This window comes from Nitrospirota bacterium, assembly GCA_016180645.1.
GTDB lineage: Bacteria > JACPQY01 > JACPQY01 > JACPQY01 > JACPQY01 > JACPAV01.
The window spans coordinates 25,368-38,745 of sequence record JACPAV010000004.1 but is presented as its reverse complement, the minus strand read 5'-3'; the positions used below and the strand labels follow the sequence as shown (position 1 = coordinate 38,745).

Genomic DNA, 13,378 nt, shown 5'->3' with positions numbered 1-13,378 from the left:
CGGAGACAGGTTCCTGATTTAGAACGCTTACCGGGACGTTGTTTCCTACATTGCATTATGGTTGACAAGGGCGTGAAGGGTTCCAAATTTCATCCATGCCTCGGCGTGACCACCAGTCGTGAGCCGATGAATTATTCCGGGAGTCTGGATGGAAGGATCGATTGTCACATTCACGCCATTTGCTGCACCTGCCGAGCAACCGACAAATGTCTCAAGTATGAAACTGCGTGGGATGTACGCCAGCCCTCTGCCCAGTGCTTGGAACTCACACGCAGGAAAGAAGGTGACCGGCGTAAATAGATCGAGAAAGAAAAGCCTTGTGACCGATCCGAAGCTCGGGTTTAGATGCCACAAACATACGGTGTCAGGTCTTGCGTTAACATATGGACTGTGAGTAATGGCGGGATCATCTCCGTCGCACCGCCGATCCGGACCTCGGGAGAAAATCAATATTCAAGAGTGACCCCATTTCTACGCGCCACCCCAAAGTAGTATCAAGTCAAGAGTTGACCCCATGAGCTAGTATCAAGTCAAGAGTTGACCCCATGAGCCCTATCCTCTCCGGCGCATGAAGCACATCGGCCAGGTCATCGTGGCGGGCGCGAAGGACCCCGATCTTCGTTCCCGCACCGTCCGTCGAGGCCGCCGTCGACATGGCCGAATCCACCCACGGCCGCTCCTGCAACCTCACCTTCATCGACCACCTGCCGACCTGACGCACTACCGGCTTTAGACTGGGGTTGCACATATGCAACCACGTAACAAACTAGTGTTGTTGTATTATCCACGTAAAACAAAATAAGATCAAATACTTGACTTTATTTTCATCGTGCCATATGCTGAGCCCCAACAGGCAGGCGGTATCCAATGCAGCAGATCTCAGATAAGGAACGACAAGAAAAGATCAAGCTGGAAAACCCTTGGTGGATCGATGGAGCTATCGACGCGGACCATCGGTCCATGACGCCCCGCGCATACCTGCCCGACTTCCTCAACCTAGTTCTCGAAGCGGGGGCTCGAAGAGCGGTGGTACTCATGGGCCCGCGCAGAGTGGGGAAAACCATTCTCTTATACCACGCCATCCAGCAACTAATCGAACAAGGAGTGCGGCCCAGGAATATCTGTTACCTGTCGATCGAGGCCCCCGTCTACTCAGGATGTCGCCTCGAGCATCTCGTGGAACTTTACGCGCAGATGGCGGAAAGCCCGAAACTTGAGAACTGCTTCATCTTCTTCGATGAGATTCAATACCTCCGAGGTTGGGAGGTCCATCTCAAAAGACTCGTAGACGACTACGGGAAGACGCGATTTGTCGCCTCCGGCTCCGCAGCCGCCGCGTTAAAGTTGAAGAGTACCGAGTCCGGTGCCGGAAGATTCACAGATTTCTATCTCCCCCCGCTCACCTTCTATGAGTATCTCCTACTCCTGCGCAAGAATAACCTGATCGAGTGGCCGCGCCACCCGGGCGACATGGCAACCGGCTGGGGGGTGTCCGCGAACATCGCCACCTTGAACCAGGAATTCGTGAACTACTTGAATTTCGGAGGATATCCAGAGGCCCTGTTCTCCAAGGCCATCCAGGCAAACCCGCAGCGGTTCATCAAGAGTGACATCGTCGACAAGGTGCTCCTCAAGGATTTGCCGAACCTGTACGGCATCCAAGACATCCAAGAGCTTAATCGCTTGTTCACGGTCCTCGCCTACAATACCGGAAACGAAGTTTCGCTCGATGGGCTATCTTCAGGGGCAGGGGTCGCAAAGAACACGCTGAAGAAGTATATCGAATACCTTCAGGCGGCTTTCCTAATAATCGTTCTTCACCGGCTTGACGACGCTGGCCGGCGATTCAGAAGAGCCAACTACTTCAAGGTCTACTTGACAAACCCTTCCATGAGGTCCGCGCTTTTCCATCCGATCAATTCTGAACATCCCTTCATGGGCAACATGGTCGAAACAGCGATCCTGAGCCAATGGACGCATTCATCCGGCCTGGAGAATCTGTTCTATGCCCGATGCAAGCATGAAGGGGAGGTGGACTTGGTGTGGAGGGACACCGAAAAAGTCCGGTGGTGTGTAGAAGTCAAGTGGACAAACCGCTTCCACGAGAGGCCGTATGAACTTTCAACTCTGCTCAACTTTGCCCGAAAGAACAAAATCCACAGCGTAGCTGTCACAACAGTGGATCAGCGGGGGGAAATGGCGGAAGCTGATCTCAAGATCAGGTTTGTTGAATCGAGCGTCTACTGTTGGACCGTAGGATACAACCTACTCAGATCCCGGAAACCCCCGGTCGACGGACAGATCGAGCTGCCCCTTCAACCCCCATAGAGATGCCCCCCATCCCCGGACGGGGACGAGGGGCGGCGACGGAGGAAAGTGACGGTGGTGGCTACGTCGCCTGGGTGGCTTGCAGGGTCTGAGCGGGGGAAGCCCCCGTCAGTTCGGTGGCCGATTGGAGCAGATTCTCCAGCGTCACACCGATGGAATCGAAGAAGTTCCCCAGTTTGTCCACCGTGAGCCGATGGGTCTCCCCGATCGTCTTGGCGAGGGATTCCGTGAGCATGTCCATCGACTTCAGGAGTTCCTTCGCCTGGGCGAAACCCTCCTCCACACCCCGGGCGACCTCCCCCGCAAAAGTGTTCACGTCACCGTTCGGGTCCTGCCCTTGAAAGGTTTGGAAGAGTCCCTTGATGAAATCGATGATCCGATCGCTGACCGCTTCCGGAGAAAATTTATCTTCGAGCGCCGGCTTCGCTCCCCCCGATTCCTCCAACTCTTTGACCTCTGAATCGTCCATTGAAATGCGGAGATCCAGACTCTTGTAGGAGAGTGAAACCACCGTGGCCGGTCCTGAATCAGGGGCCGCCCCCCTCCGCTCCGCTCCGGGGACGGCGAAAGGATTGGATTTGGGGAATTGCGCCGGTGCGATGCTTGCCCGTGCTCGATCCAGCGCCGGTGGGAACGACGTTTGCCCCCCACCCCCGTAGACCCCACCCAGTTGGGTTGAAAGATACTGCGCTCTCAGAACCTCCGCGTGAATACTGACCTCCATGTTTGCTCCTTTCCTTGCTGCTCCTGGCTGGCACTTGCCGTGGGTCGGCCTCGCATCACGCTCGGCCACGTTGCGGCAAGTACCGCGCCTGTCCTGGCTGGCACTTGCCGTGGGTCGGCCTCGCATCACGCTCGGCCACGTTGCGGCAAGTACCGCGCCTGTCCTGGCTGGCCCCCCCCGGGGCGCCCCGTTCTCCACTCACTCTTTCTATTTTCAGGCCTTATGTGAAGTTATCGGAGCCGGAAGGCAAAACTTGAGGAATGTCTGAAGATTGTGACCGGGATCACCCCGCCACCCACTCTGAGATCTGAAATCTCAAATTTCAAATCCCAGGCCAGTCCTGGGCTACCCGCCCGCGCCCTTTTCGAAAATCAAGAGGGCGTCAGGAGCGAAGGAATGAAGCCGGGCTCGCGTCTCCGCCGCCGAGGCTTCGTCCGCGTAGGGCCCGATGAGCAGGAGATAAATCAATTCCCTTTCCACCACCGCAACATCGCGGACGATCAGTCCGGCCTGGCCTAGCCGCCCGCGCACATTCTCCAGAAGCTCGGAATAGTAGATCGGGCCGACTCTCAGGCCCCCCCCCCCGACCGGTTCAACCAGCAGCATGGGTCGAACATTCCGGAGGGCGGCGCCCACCCGCGCGGCGATTTCCGTCGCCTGCGCGGAGCCGGATTCCACGATCACGTACTGCGGAGTCCAGAACGTCTCCTTGACCACCATCTGTTTCTCGTAGCCCATCTGGGAAACGCGGTCCTGAGCCGATTGCATCGTCCGCATCCCCCGGTACGCCGCCACCTGCACGTAATAGCCGGCTCGTTCCACCGGTTTCACTTCTACGGGCCGATGCGCCGAACCATCCTCGGCCTTCATGGGGGCGGAAACCGCCGGAGTGGCCGGGAGGCTCGCCAATCGCTCAAGCTGAGCCATCGCAGCGGAGGGCTGTTTGACCTTCACTTCACCGGCCTTGCCTGAATGGCCCGGCTGAGGTTCCCCCGACTCAAACAAATACGAAACCAATCCCACGGAGAAAACGATCGCCAAGCCCGCCAGGGCAAACTTGATGTACCGCCCCTTGGAAGAAGGGAAAATGGAAACGTCGTAGGGACCTTTGACGGGTTTGGCGTTTCTCCCGGCCGATTTGCCGAGATCGCGGGCCAGCTTTTTCCGAATCAGCGTCAGATCAAAATCGCTCATCTGCCTCTAACTCATTGGCCCCTCCTTGGCTGCTCCCTGCCCGGCCTCATGAGCCGATTCGGGATGTCCTACACTTACTCTCTATCACACCCGGTCCGCCCTGTCACTCTCCCAGCCGGGCTTGAAAAACGGCCCTCCCGTGCTACTGTCGGTTCCATGGTCTTGGAAACCGCCGTCGTGGGCCCGTTCCAGTGCAACTGCTACATCCTGGGCGACGAATCCACGCGCGAAGCCCTGGTCATCGATCCGGGGGACGAAACCGAGCGAATCGACGCGATATTGAAACGACACAACCTTATTGTCAAGGCCATTCTCCACACCCACGCCCACCTCGACCACATCGGTGGGACCCGGAAATTGCAGGCCTCCACGAACGCCCGGGTCTACCTGCACCCGGACGATGATTTTCTATTCAAAATGTTGCCGGCACAGGCCGCGCTCCTCGGCATCCGGCCGAGTTTGGCCGCCCAGATCGACGGCCCCTCCAAGGACGGCGACGGCTTCACCGCGGGATCCCTCCAGCTCGAAGCCATCCACACTCCAGGTCACACTCCCGGGAGCCTCACTTTTCGTCTGGCCAACGGCGCGGGGGATAAACTTTTCACGGGCGACACGCTGTTCCTGGGCAGCATCGGCCGGACCGATCTCTGGGGCGGATCGTTCGACGACATCATGAAATCCATTCGCGAACGCCTTCTCCGGCTGGACGATGAAACGGTCGTCTATCCCGGCCACGGCCCCGCCACCACGATCGGTCGCGAACGCAAGACCAACCCCTTCATCACGGAGCTCTAGTGCCCAATCCATCCTCGCTCAGCCTCGCCGAGGCGCAAAAAGTCTATTCCGTCAGCGAGCTCACGCACGAACTCAAAGGCCTACTGGAAGGACGCTACCCGGACCTCTGGGTGCGGGGCGAGGTGGCCAACTACCGGCCTCACGCCTCGGGCCACGCGTATTTTTCATTGAAGGATGCCTCCTCGATCCTGAGCTCCGTCATTTTCCGGTTCGCGGAAAAGAAATCGGTTTTCAAGGTGGATCTTGAAGACGGAATGGAAATCGTCGCCCACGGCCGCCTCAATCTCTATGAACCGCGCGGCAACTACTCTTTCATCGTCGATTTTCTCCAGCCGGTCGGCGTGGGCGCGCTCCTTCTCGAATTCGAAAAGCTCAAGCAGAGACTGCAAAAAGAAGGCCTGTTCGATCCCGCGCGCAAACGACCGCTCCCGGAGCTGCCACAGCGGATCGGGATCGTCACCTCTCCGACGGGCGCAGCCGTCCGCGACATTCTCACGGTTCTCCGGCGGCGATTTGCGAACGTCCACGTGCTGATCGCCCCGGCCAAAGTGCAGGGCGAGGGCGCCGCCGAAGAGATCGCCGCCGCCATTCGCGAGATGAACGAACGGGACTGGGCGGAAGTGTTGATCGTCGGCCGGGGGGGGGGATCGCTGGAGGACCTCTGGGCGTTCAACGAAGAGGTGGTCGCGCGGGCCATTTTCGAATCGAAGATTCCGGTGATCTCGGCCGTCGGGCATGAAATCGACACGACCATCGCCGATTTTGTGGCCGACGTCCGCGCGCCGACCCCCTCCGCGGCGGCGGAAATGGTCATCCGGAGCAAGATTGAACTCGAGGAGAAGATGGGAGGGTTGGACATCCGACTGGCGCGAGCCATGAAAAACCTCCTGGCCACGAATCTCGCGCGCCTCCAACAGGCCCTCCGCGTACTGACTTCTCCCGAGCGGAGGGTGGAGGATTTCCTGCTCCGATTGGATGACGTTTCCGCCCGCATGGACAACGCCGCCGTCTGGCTCCTGACGCAGCACGAATCCCACCTCAAAGAACTTGCCCGCGCCCTCACCCTGCTCAGCCCGACTCGCCGCCTCCTCCAAGCGGGCATCGATCTGAGTCGCCTCGATCAGCGCCTCGACGCTTCGAGCGAAACAATCCTGGCCGCGAAGGCCCAGGCCGTCGAGCGGCACGGCGCTCTGCTTGAATCCCTGAGCCCCCTGTCCATCCTGAAACGCGGCTACTCCATTACCTATCGCCTCCCCCAGAGGGCCATCCTCACCCAGGCGAAACAGACCCGGAAGGGCGAAAAAGTCGAAGTCCGACTGTGGGACGGCGAACTGACGTGCGAAATCATCCGCGACCCCAGGCAGGGCAGGTTGATCTAGCTGCAAGGAGAACCCGATGGCCAAAATCGACCCGAAATCCATGCGATTCGAAGACGGCCTCAAGCGTCTCGAACAGATCGTAGACGATCTCGAAAAGGGCGACCTGCCCCTCGAGAAATCCATCGAACTCTTCGAGGAAGGCAAGAAGCTCTCCGATTTCTGCAAGAAGAAGCTGGACGAAGCCCAGTTCAAGGTGGAAACACTGATGAAAAACGGAAGGGGCGAGAGCAAGGCCGTTCCCTTCGAGGAAAACGAAGGTTCGCCCGAAAAACCCGCCCGGGGGCAGAAAGCCACGAAGGGAAACGATGACATCCCCTTCTGAAGGTGGGCAGCCGAAGCCGTCCGACGCGGCCGATGCCTTCGATCTGGGAGGCTACTTCCGCGAGCGGGTTCGCCGTATCGACGCGGCCCTGGGCACGATCCTGCCCTCCCCACGCTCGGCTTCCAATGCCGATCTCTCGCGCCTCTTCGAGGCCATGCGATACAGCGTCTTCGCCGGCGGCAAGCGTCTCCGACCCATTCTCGCGATCGCCGCGTGCGAAGCGGTGAAGGGAAAGGCCGAAAAAGCCCTTCCGGTCGCCTGCGCCATCGAACTCATCCACACCTACTCCCTGATTCACGACGATCTGCCGTCGATGGACAACGCCGATCTCCGGCGCGGCAAGACCACCTGTCACAAGGTCTTCGGCGAACCACAGGCCATCCTCGCCGGCGATGCGCTCCTCACGCTCGGCTTTGAGATCCTGGCGCGGAACCCCTCGAAGCTTCCGGCGGCGGCGGTTGTCCGGATTATCCAAGCCATCGCTCGCGCCTCCGGTCCGGATGGAATGGTGGCGGGTCAGGCCATCGATATCGGACAGGTGCCCGCGACACCCACACCCGCACGGATCGAAGACCTCGAACGGCGCAAGACCGGCGCGCTCATCCAAGCCGCCCTCACCGCGGGAGCCCTGGTGAAGGGGGCGTCCGCCGCCACCCTCGGCGCCCTGCAGCGATACGGCCTCAAGATCGGCGTGGCCTTTCAGATCGCCGACGATCTTCTCGACGCCACCTCCACGTCGAGCCAATTGGGCAAGGAGGCCGGCCAGGATGAGAAATTGAGGAAAACCACGTTCGTCACCCTTTACGGGATCGAGGGCGCGCGCAACAAGGCGAATTATCTGGCCGAAAGCGCCCAGCGGAGCCTCCGCCCGTTCGGACCCGGGGCCGACCCGCTCCGGGCGATCGCCCGTTGGGTCGTCTCCCGTTCCCGCTGATCAACCCTTTGCAAGTGCCCGTTTTCTGAGCTAAAATACCAAAAATGACCGCCCAGAAACTCGGCACCATTATCAACATTGCCCTTCTCACGCTGATCTCGTACGTCAACGCCCATCTCGTTACGACGGTGATCGATCAGAACTTGGCTTTCGGTTCGCGGCCCAAACCCGCGGCCTTGGCGCCCGTGGAGGCACCCACCACCGTTCAGGCAGCCAAAGACTACTCGCCCATTCTCGACAAAAATATTTTCGGCGCCGCCACCGAGAATCAGGCGGCCCAGGGAACCACACCCGATATCGATCCCAATGCGGCTCAACACACTTCGCTCAACCTGTGTCTGGTGGGCACCGTGGTCAGCTCTCAAGCCGACCACTCCTTCGCGTCCATCCAGGATCTCGACACCCCGAACAAAGACGTCAATCTGTTTTTCGTCGGCGGCATGATCAAGCCGGACGTCAAGCTGGTCAAAGTGGATCGACAGGTGGTCTACTTCGAGCGGCTCGGGTACCTGGAGAAACTCGTGCTCTGCGAGGAGGGGAAACCGAGGCCCGTGGATGCGCAACCTCAGACCGCGAGCTACAGCCCACCCGCTCCTTCGGGCCCCACCGCGCCGCCTCAGCAGGTCGCGCCCGGCCAGTACAGACTCGACCGCAACACGGTCAACGAACACCTCTCAAACCTCAGCACGCTCCTGACGCAGGCCCGCGTGGTGCCGCACTTCGACAAAGGCAAGCCCGACGGCTTCCGGATCTTCTCGATCCGCCCGGACAGTCTCTTCGACCAGATCGGGATCAAGAACGGCGACGTCCTCCGCCGCATCAACGGCTTGAACATCACGACGACCGAAGAAGCGCTCCAAGCGTTCACGCAGCTCAAGGCAGCCTCCCGCCTCTCCCTGGATCTGGAACGCGACGGCTCGGCCCAAAGTTTCAACTATGACATCCGGTAACGCTCGATCTGCGACTCTTCCTGCGCGGATTCGACCGCGAGGATAGCCCCCCGAATCCCGTGAGCCCTCTCTCCAGGGCCGCCATCGGCCTCGCCTTTTTCCTGCTATTCACCGGCCAGGCCCCCGCGCCGGGTGCGCCAGCCAGGAAGCCCACCTTCGATCCGAAAGAGAAAGTCAACATCGACGGCGAATTCGACATCAAGGATCTCACGAAAACCATCAGCAATCTGACCGGGAAGAACTTCATTCTCGACGAGCGCGTGCGCGGCAAGATCACCATCATCTCGCCCCAGCCGGTCACCGTCGAAGAGGCCTATCACGTCTACGAGAGCGTCATGAATGTGCGTGGGTTCACGCTCGTACCTTCCGGAAAGATCATGAAAATCATTCCGGCCACGGACGCCAAACAGGAGAGCATTCCCACGAGCGTGGAACAGACGCCCCTCCCGCCGGTGGAAACCTTCATCACGCGCCTGGTTCCTCTCCAGTACGTGCCCGCGGACGAAATCGAAGGACTCCTGCGCGATCTCGTGTCCCGCAACGGCGTGATCAAATCCTATCTCGCCACCAACACGCTCATCTTCATCGACACATCGGCCAATATCCTTCGCCTCCTCCGTATCATCGACACGCTGGACGTTCCCGGTTTCGAAGACATCGTCGAAATTGTCCGCCTGAAATATGCGACGGCGGTCACGTTGGCCCAGCAGATCTCACAAATCTTCGTTGAACAGACCGGACGGCAAAGACGGGTCGGCCGCGCGGGCAGCCAGCCCGGCGCCGGAGGAATCACGAAAATCATTCCGGATGAGAGGATGAACGTCCTCATCGTCGTCGGCCCCCGGCTCGAAATCGAGAAACTCAAGAAGCTGATCGGGGATCTGGACGTGCCGGTGGAGGCGGGTGGCGGGCGGATCCGTGTCCGCTCGCTCAACTATGCGGATGCCGAGCAACTCGCGCAAGTGCTGGCCAGCCTCGTGTCGGGGCTTCCCACGCGGCAAACGGGATCCGCCGGAATGCCGGGGCAGCCCTCGCCCCCCTCCCAGCCCGGCGGCGGAGGCTCCCCATCGAGCGTCACGTTGGAGGGCGGAGTCAAAATCACGGCGGACAAGGCCACGAATTCTCTCATCATCATTGCCTCGCAGCGGGACTACGAGGTCATCGATTCCGTCATCCAGCAGCTCGACGTCCGTCGCAAGCAGGTCTACGTCGAAGGCGTGGTCATGGAAGTCTCGTTTGATCGAAAGAAGGAGTGGGGGATCGTGGCCCACGGCGGCCAGGCCTCCAAGGACGGCGCCGGGGCGATCACCTTCGGCGGCACGAACCTGGGCGGATCGAGCACCCTCATTCCCCTCGGGGGAGGAACCGGCGCGACCGGGGCATCCGCCGGGACGGGCATTGCCACTTTCGCCAAGCCGGGCGTGTTCTTCGGAATCCTCGGTGAGAAGTTCGAGATTGATGTCGGCGGCGCCAAGCTGGCCTTTCCCACCTTCGGCGCGTTCCTCAACGCTCTGGCCTCCGACAACGACGTGAACATCCTCAGCACGCCACAGATTCTAACCATGGACAACGAGGAGGCCGAGATCATCGTCGGCTCGAACATTCCGTTCATCACCCAGACGCAGCAATCGACGCTGGCCGGCGCGCCGATCATCCAGAACATCGAGCGAAAAGACGTGGGCATCAATCTTAAAGTCACACCGCAAATCAACGAGAGCGGGGCCGTCCGCCTGAAGATCTCTCAGGAGATCTCCGCGGTGAGTGAGTCGGTGCCCACCGGATTCCAGGTCGGCCAACAGGGCCTCATCACGCGGAAAAGACAGGTCAAGAACACGTTGGTCGTGCAGGACAAACAGACGGTGGTCATCGGCGGCCTCCTCGAAGATACGATCAGCATCAGCGAAAGCAAGGTCCCGATTCTCGGCGACATCCCCATCATCGGTTGGCTCTTCCGGTCGTCGAAGAAAACGCTTCTGAAGACGAATCTGCTCATCTTCCTGACTCCCTATGTTCTCAGCACACCGGAAGAAGTGCGCGATCTCGGTCTCCGGAAGGAACAGGAAATGCGCCAGACCATCGAACGCGCCACGAAGGAGCACAGAAAAGCAACAAAGAAACTGCGTGATCGGCTGGAGGAACCGGCGCCACCTGATTCGCCGCGCTCCGGAGAGGCCGAAAAGAATTTTGACGCAAGCCCGGCGCCACCCGAACCCACGCCCCCCCCAAAACCCAAGGAAGAATCTCCCACTCCGGAGCCTCCGGCCCAGGAACCGCCGCCGCCCACAAAAGAAGGGCAGTAGGAGGGGATGGGGTGACCCATCGCAAGCTCGGCGAAATTCTCGTCCAGGACTACGGCATTTCGGCCGAAGCCGTGGAAAACGGGCTGGAGGCCCAGAAGTCAAAAGGCGGACGTATCGGCGAGATCCTCGTCAGGCAGAAGTCGATCAATGAGACGCATTTGATTCAGGCGCTCAGCCGGCAGTTCGACATCCCCATCCTCCAGAAAACGCCCGAAGATCTCCAGATTGAACTCGCCGAGCGCATTCCCATTCAATTCGTGCGAACCCATCACATCCTCCCGCTCAAACGCGAAAACGGCAGCATCCTGACGGTTCTGCACGACCCCCTCGACATCGAAGGGATCGACGATCTGGGGCTGGTCCTGGAAAGCCCTCTCGATCTTTTTCTGGCTGAGAAAGACCGGATCGTCGCCCTGACGAATCAGATCTACGACAAACTCGCCGCGAGCGGCCGGGCCATGGAGGAGTTGAAGGATGAGACCCTCGGCATCGACGCCGAGGCCCTGCCTGAGCCGGAGGACCTCTTGGACGTGACGGATGAGCAACCGATCATCCGCCTCGTCAATTCGCTCCTTTACAACGCGATCAAGCAGCGCGCGACCGACATCCACATCGAACCGTTCGAGCGGGAGGTGGTGGTTCGATACCGAGTGGACGGCATCCTCTACAACGTCCACACGCCCCCGAAAGCGGCCCAGCCCACCATCACTTCGCGTATCAAAGTCATGGCGGGCATGAACATCGCGGAGAAGCGGCTGCCCCAGGACGGGCGCATCCGGCTCCGCATCGCCGGAAAGGACGTGGACGTGCGCGTCTCCGTGGTTCCCACCGCCTTCGGTGAACGCATCGTCATGCGACTGCTCGACAAGAGCAAAGGGCTCCTCGACCTCCCGGAAATCGGCATGGGCGAGAAGGACCTCCGCATGTTGGACGTCCTTCTCAAGCGCAGCAACGGGATCATCCTGGTGACCGGCCCCACGGGTTCCGGAAAAACCACCACGCTCTACGCGGCCATCTCGAAAATCAATTCGCCGGACAAGAACATCATCACGGTGGAAGACCCGATCGAATACCAGATCAAGGGCATCGGACAGATCCAGGTGAACCCGAAGATCGAACTGACGTTCGCCAACGCCCTCCGGTCGATTCTGCGTCAAGATCCGGATATCATCCTCGTCGGCGAAATCCGCGACGCCGAAACCGCCGAGATCGCCATTCAGGCCTCCCTCACCGGCCACCTGGTCTTCTCCACTCTCCACACCAACGACGCGGCCGGCACGCTCACCCGGCTCATCGACATGGGCATCGAGCCGTTCCTGATTTCCTCCTCCCTCACCGCCGTCATCGCCCAACGGCTGATCCGGACGATTTGCCCCGACTGCCGCGAGGCGTATGTCCCGACCCAGTCCCAAGTGGAGGAACTCGGCATCAACGGCGACTCGAACGGCATTCAGTTCTTCCGCGGGAAAGGCTGCCCCCAATGCTTTTTCACCGGCTTCATGGGCCGCCTTGGGATTTTTGAAGTGCTCCTGGTGGACGGCTACATCCAGGAACTCATCGTCCAGAAATCCGACGCCAACGTCATCAAGCGGATGGCCCGTTCCAAGGGCATGATCACCCTCCGCGAAGATGGCGCCAACAAAGTGAAGGCCGGCCTCACCACCATCGAAGAAGTCCTCCGCGTCACCCAGGAAGAAGTCCTCGAACTGGCGTAGGGGCCTGCGGACCGGCGGCTCGGCGTATTACTTTCTCTCGATTGACTTACTTTGATGGTAATGTAAGAATCCCTCTCTGGAGGTCGAAATGGATCAAGGCACGGTGACCAGCAAGGGGCAGCTCGTGATTCCGGCGCCGCTCCGCAAGAAATACGGGATCAAGAAAGGGACGAAGGTCGCCTTCATCGAACAGGGCAACAAGATCCTTCTCCAGCCCATCACGAAGGAGTTCATCCGAAGCCTTCGCGGGATTCTGAAGAGCGACGGGTCTGCCGTGCAAGATCTTGTTGATGAGAGGCGCCGGGACCTGGAGCGGGAAGAGAAGAAACTTGCGAGATTCGGTATTCGATAGTTCCGCGGTCCTGGCCTACCTCTTTGAGGAACCTTGCGCCCCGGCGGTGACCGAACTGCTGGAGAACGCTTTTCAGGCCGGAAAACCCATCCTCCTGTCGGGCCCAAATTGGGCGGAGGTCACCTACGCGGCCGTCAAGAAATGGGGTGAACGTCAGTGGCAAGGCGTTCGAGGCGACGTCCTCCGGCTGCCCATTCTCGTCATCCCCGCCGATCTCGAAGTTTCGGAGGCCGCGGCAGCCATCAAGTCCACCTATCGGATGTCGCTGGGCGACTCCTTTGCCGCGGGTCTCGCTCGAATGCGAAACGCCGTTCTCCACACCGTGGATAAGGACTTCAAGCAAGTGGAGTCCATCATCACCATCAACTGGCTTTCCCATTAGCGC

12 protein-coding genes are annotated in these 13,378 nt (G+C 59.9%); 10 read left to right on the top strand and 2 right to left on the bottom strand.

From position 1 onward, the window contains the following. Positions 1–867 precede the first annotated feature (867 nt). On the top strand, positions 868–2,328 hold the full coding sequence (locus HYT87_03270; GenBank protein ID MBI2058767.1) for an ATP-binding protein: 1,461 nt from the start codon (positions 868–870) through the stop codon (positions 2,326–2,328). 61 nt (positions 2,329–2,389) lie between these two features. Here the strand turns inward: HYT87_03270 and HYT87_03265 are convergent, their stop codons facing one another. Together HYT87_03265 and HYT87_03260 are read right to left on the bottom strand one after the other, a co-directional pair. After that, positions 2,390–3,052: a DUF5610 domain-containing protein gene (locus HYT87_03265; protein ID MBI2058766.1), complete on the bottom strand. Its 663-nt coding sequence runs from the start codon at positions 3,050–3,052 to the stop codon at positions 2,390–2,392. 345 nt (positions 3,053–3,397) lie between these two features. Further along, positions 3,398–4,246, bottom strand: coding sequence for an SPOR domain-containing protein (locus tag HYT87_03260; protein MBI2058765.1), 849 nt, complete (start codon positions 4,244–4,246; stop codon positions 3,398–3,400). A gap of 156 nt (positions 4,247–4,402) precedes the next feature. Between HYT87_03260 and HYT87_03255 the strand changes: the two genes are divergently transcribed. The 9 genes from HYT87_03255 to HYT87_03215 all read left to right on the top strand — a co-directional run bounded on the left by HYT87_03255 (position 4,403) and on the right by HYT87_03215 (position 13,375). Continuing rightward, positions 4,403–5,041 carry an MBL fold metallo-hydrolase gene (locus HYT87_03255; protein MBI2058764.1) on the top strand — a complete coding sequence of 213 codons (639 nt, stop codon included), beginning with the start codon at positions 4,403–4,405 and terminating at the stop codon, positions 5,039–5,041. Beyond that, complete coding sequence (locus HYT87_03250; GenBank protein ID MBI2058763.1) at positions 5,041–6,420, top strand: exodeoxyribonuclease VII large subunit; 1,380 nt, start codon at positions 5,041–5,043, stop codon at positions 6,418–6,420. Before HYT87_03255 ends, HYT87_03250 begins: the two co-directional genes overlap by 1 nt. A 40-nt stretch (positions 6,421–6,460) precedes the next feature. Beyond that, positions 6,461–6,742 carry an exodeoxyribonuclease VII small subunit gene (gene xseB / locus HYT87_03245; GenBank protein ID MBI2058762.1) on the top strand — a complete coding sequence of 94 codons (282 nt, stop codon included), beginning with the start codon at positions 6,461–6,463 and terminating at the stop codon, positions 6,740–6,742. Continuing rightward, complete coding sequence (locus HYT87_03240) at positions 6,726–7,676, top strand: polyprenyl synthetase family protein (GenBank protein ID MBI2058761.1); 951 nt, start codon at positions 6,726–6,728, stop codon at positions 7,674–7,676. Before xseB ends, HYT87_03240 begins: the two co-directional genes overlap by 17 nt. Before the next feature lie 44 nt (positions 7,677–7,720). Next, positions 7,721–8,626, top strand: coding sequence for a hypothetical protein (locus HYT87_03235; protein ID MBI2058760.1), 906 nt, complete (start codon positions 7,721–7,723; stop codon positions 8,624–8,626). A 59-nt stretch (positions 8,627–8,685) separates the two neighbouring features. Further along, the gene (gspD, locus tag HYT87_03230; protein MBI2058759.1) at positions 8,686–10,926 is read left to right on the top strand and encodes a type II secretion system secretin GspD; all 2,241 of its coding nucleotides are present in this window, start codon (positions 8,686–8,688) and stop codon (positions 10,924–10,926) included. Between the two features lie 11 nt (positions 10,927–10,937). Continuing rightward, positions 10,938–12,641 carry a type II secretion system ATPase GspE gene (gspE, locus tag HYT87_03225; GenBank protein ID MBI2058758.1) on the top strand — a complete coding sequence of 568 codons (1,704 nt, stop codon included), beginning with the start codon at positions 10,938–10,940 and terminating at the stop codon, positions 12,639–12,641. Between the two features lie 88 nt (positions 12,642–12,729). Further along, a complete protein-coding gene (locus HYT87_03220; GenBank protein MBI2058757.1) occupies positions 12,730–12,993 on the top strand; it encodes an AbrB/MazE/SpoVT family DNA-binding domain-containing protein in 264 nt (87 codons plus the stop codon). Further along, positions 12,971–13,375 (top strand): type II toxin-antitoxin system VapC family toxin, encoded by a 405-nt coding sequence (locus HYT87_03215; protein ID MBI2058756.1) that lies wholly within the window; start codon positions 12,971–12,973, stop codon positions 13,373–13,375. Before HYT87_03220 ends, HYT87_03215 begins: the two co-directional genes overlap by 23 nt. Positions 13,376–13,378: the final 3 nt, after the last annotated feature.

What these genes read in the sequence shown, in the direction of transcription:
- HYT87_03270 (MBI2058767.1), top strand. Translation starts at nt 868, where the DNA reads ATGCAGCAGATCTCAGATAAGGAACGACAAGAAAAGATCAAGCTGGAA.
- HYT87_03260 (MBI2058765.1), bottom strand. Translation starts at nt 4,246, where the DNA reads ATGAGCGATTTTGATCTGACGCTGATTCGGAAAAAGCTGGCCCGCGAT.
- xseB (MBI2058762.1), top strand. Translation starts at nt 6,461, where the DNA reads ATGCGATTCGAAGACGGCCTCAAGCGTCTCGAACAGATCGTAGACGAT.
- HYT87_03265 (MBI2058766.1), bottom strand. Translation starts at nt 3,052, where the DNA reads ATGGAGGTCAGTATTCACGCGGAGGTTCTGAGAGCGCAGTATCTTTCA.
- HYT87_03255 (MBI2058764.1), top strand. Translation starts at nt 4,403, where the DNA reads ATGGTCTTGGAAACCGCCGTCGTGGGCCCGTTCCAGTGCAACTGCTAC.
- HYT87_03220 (MBI2058757.1), top strand. Translation starts at nt 12,730, where the DNA reads ATGGATCAAGGCACGGTGACCAGCAAGGGGCAGCTCGTGATTCCGGCG.
- HYT87_03235 (MBI2058760.1), top strand. Translation starts at nt 7,721, where the DNA reads ATGACCGCCCAGAAACTCGGCACCATTATCAACATTGCCCTTCTCACG.
- HYT87_03240 (MBI2058761.1), top strand. Translation starts at nt 6,726, where the DNA reads ATGACATCCCCTTCTGAAGGTGGGCAGCCGAAGCCGTCCGACGCGGCC.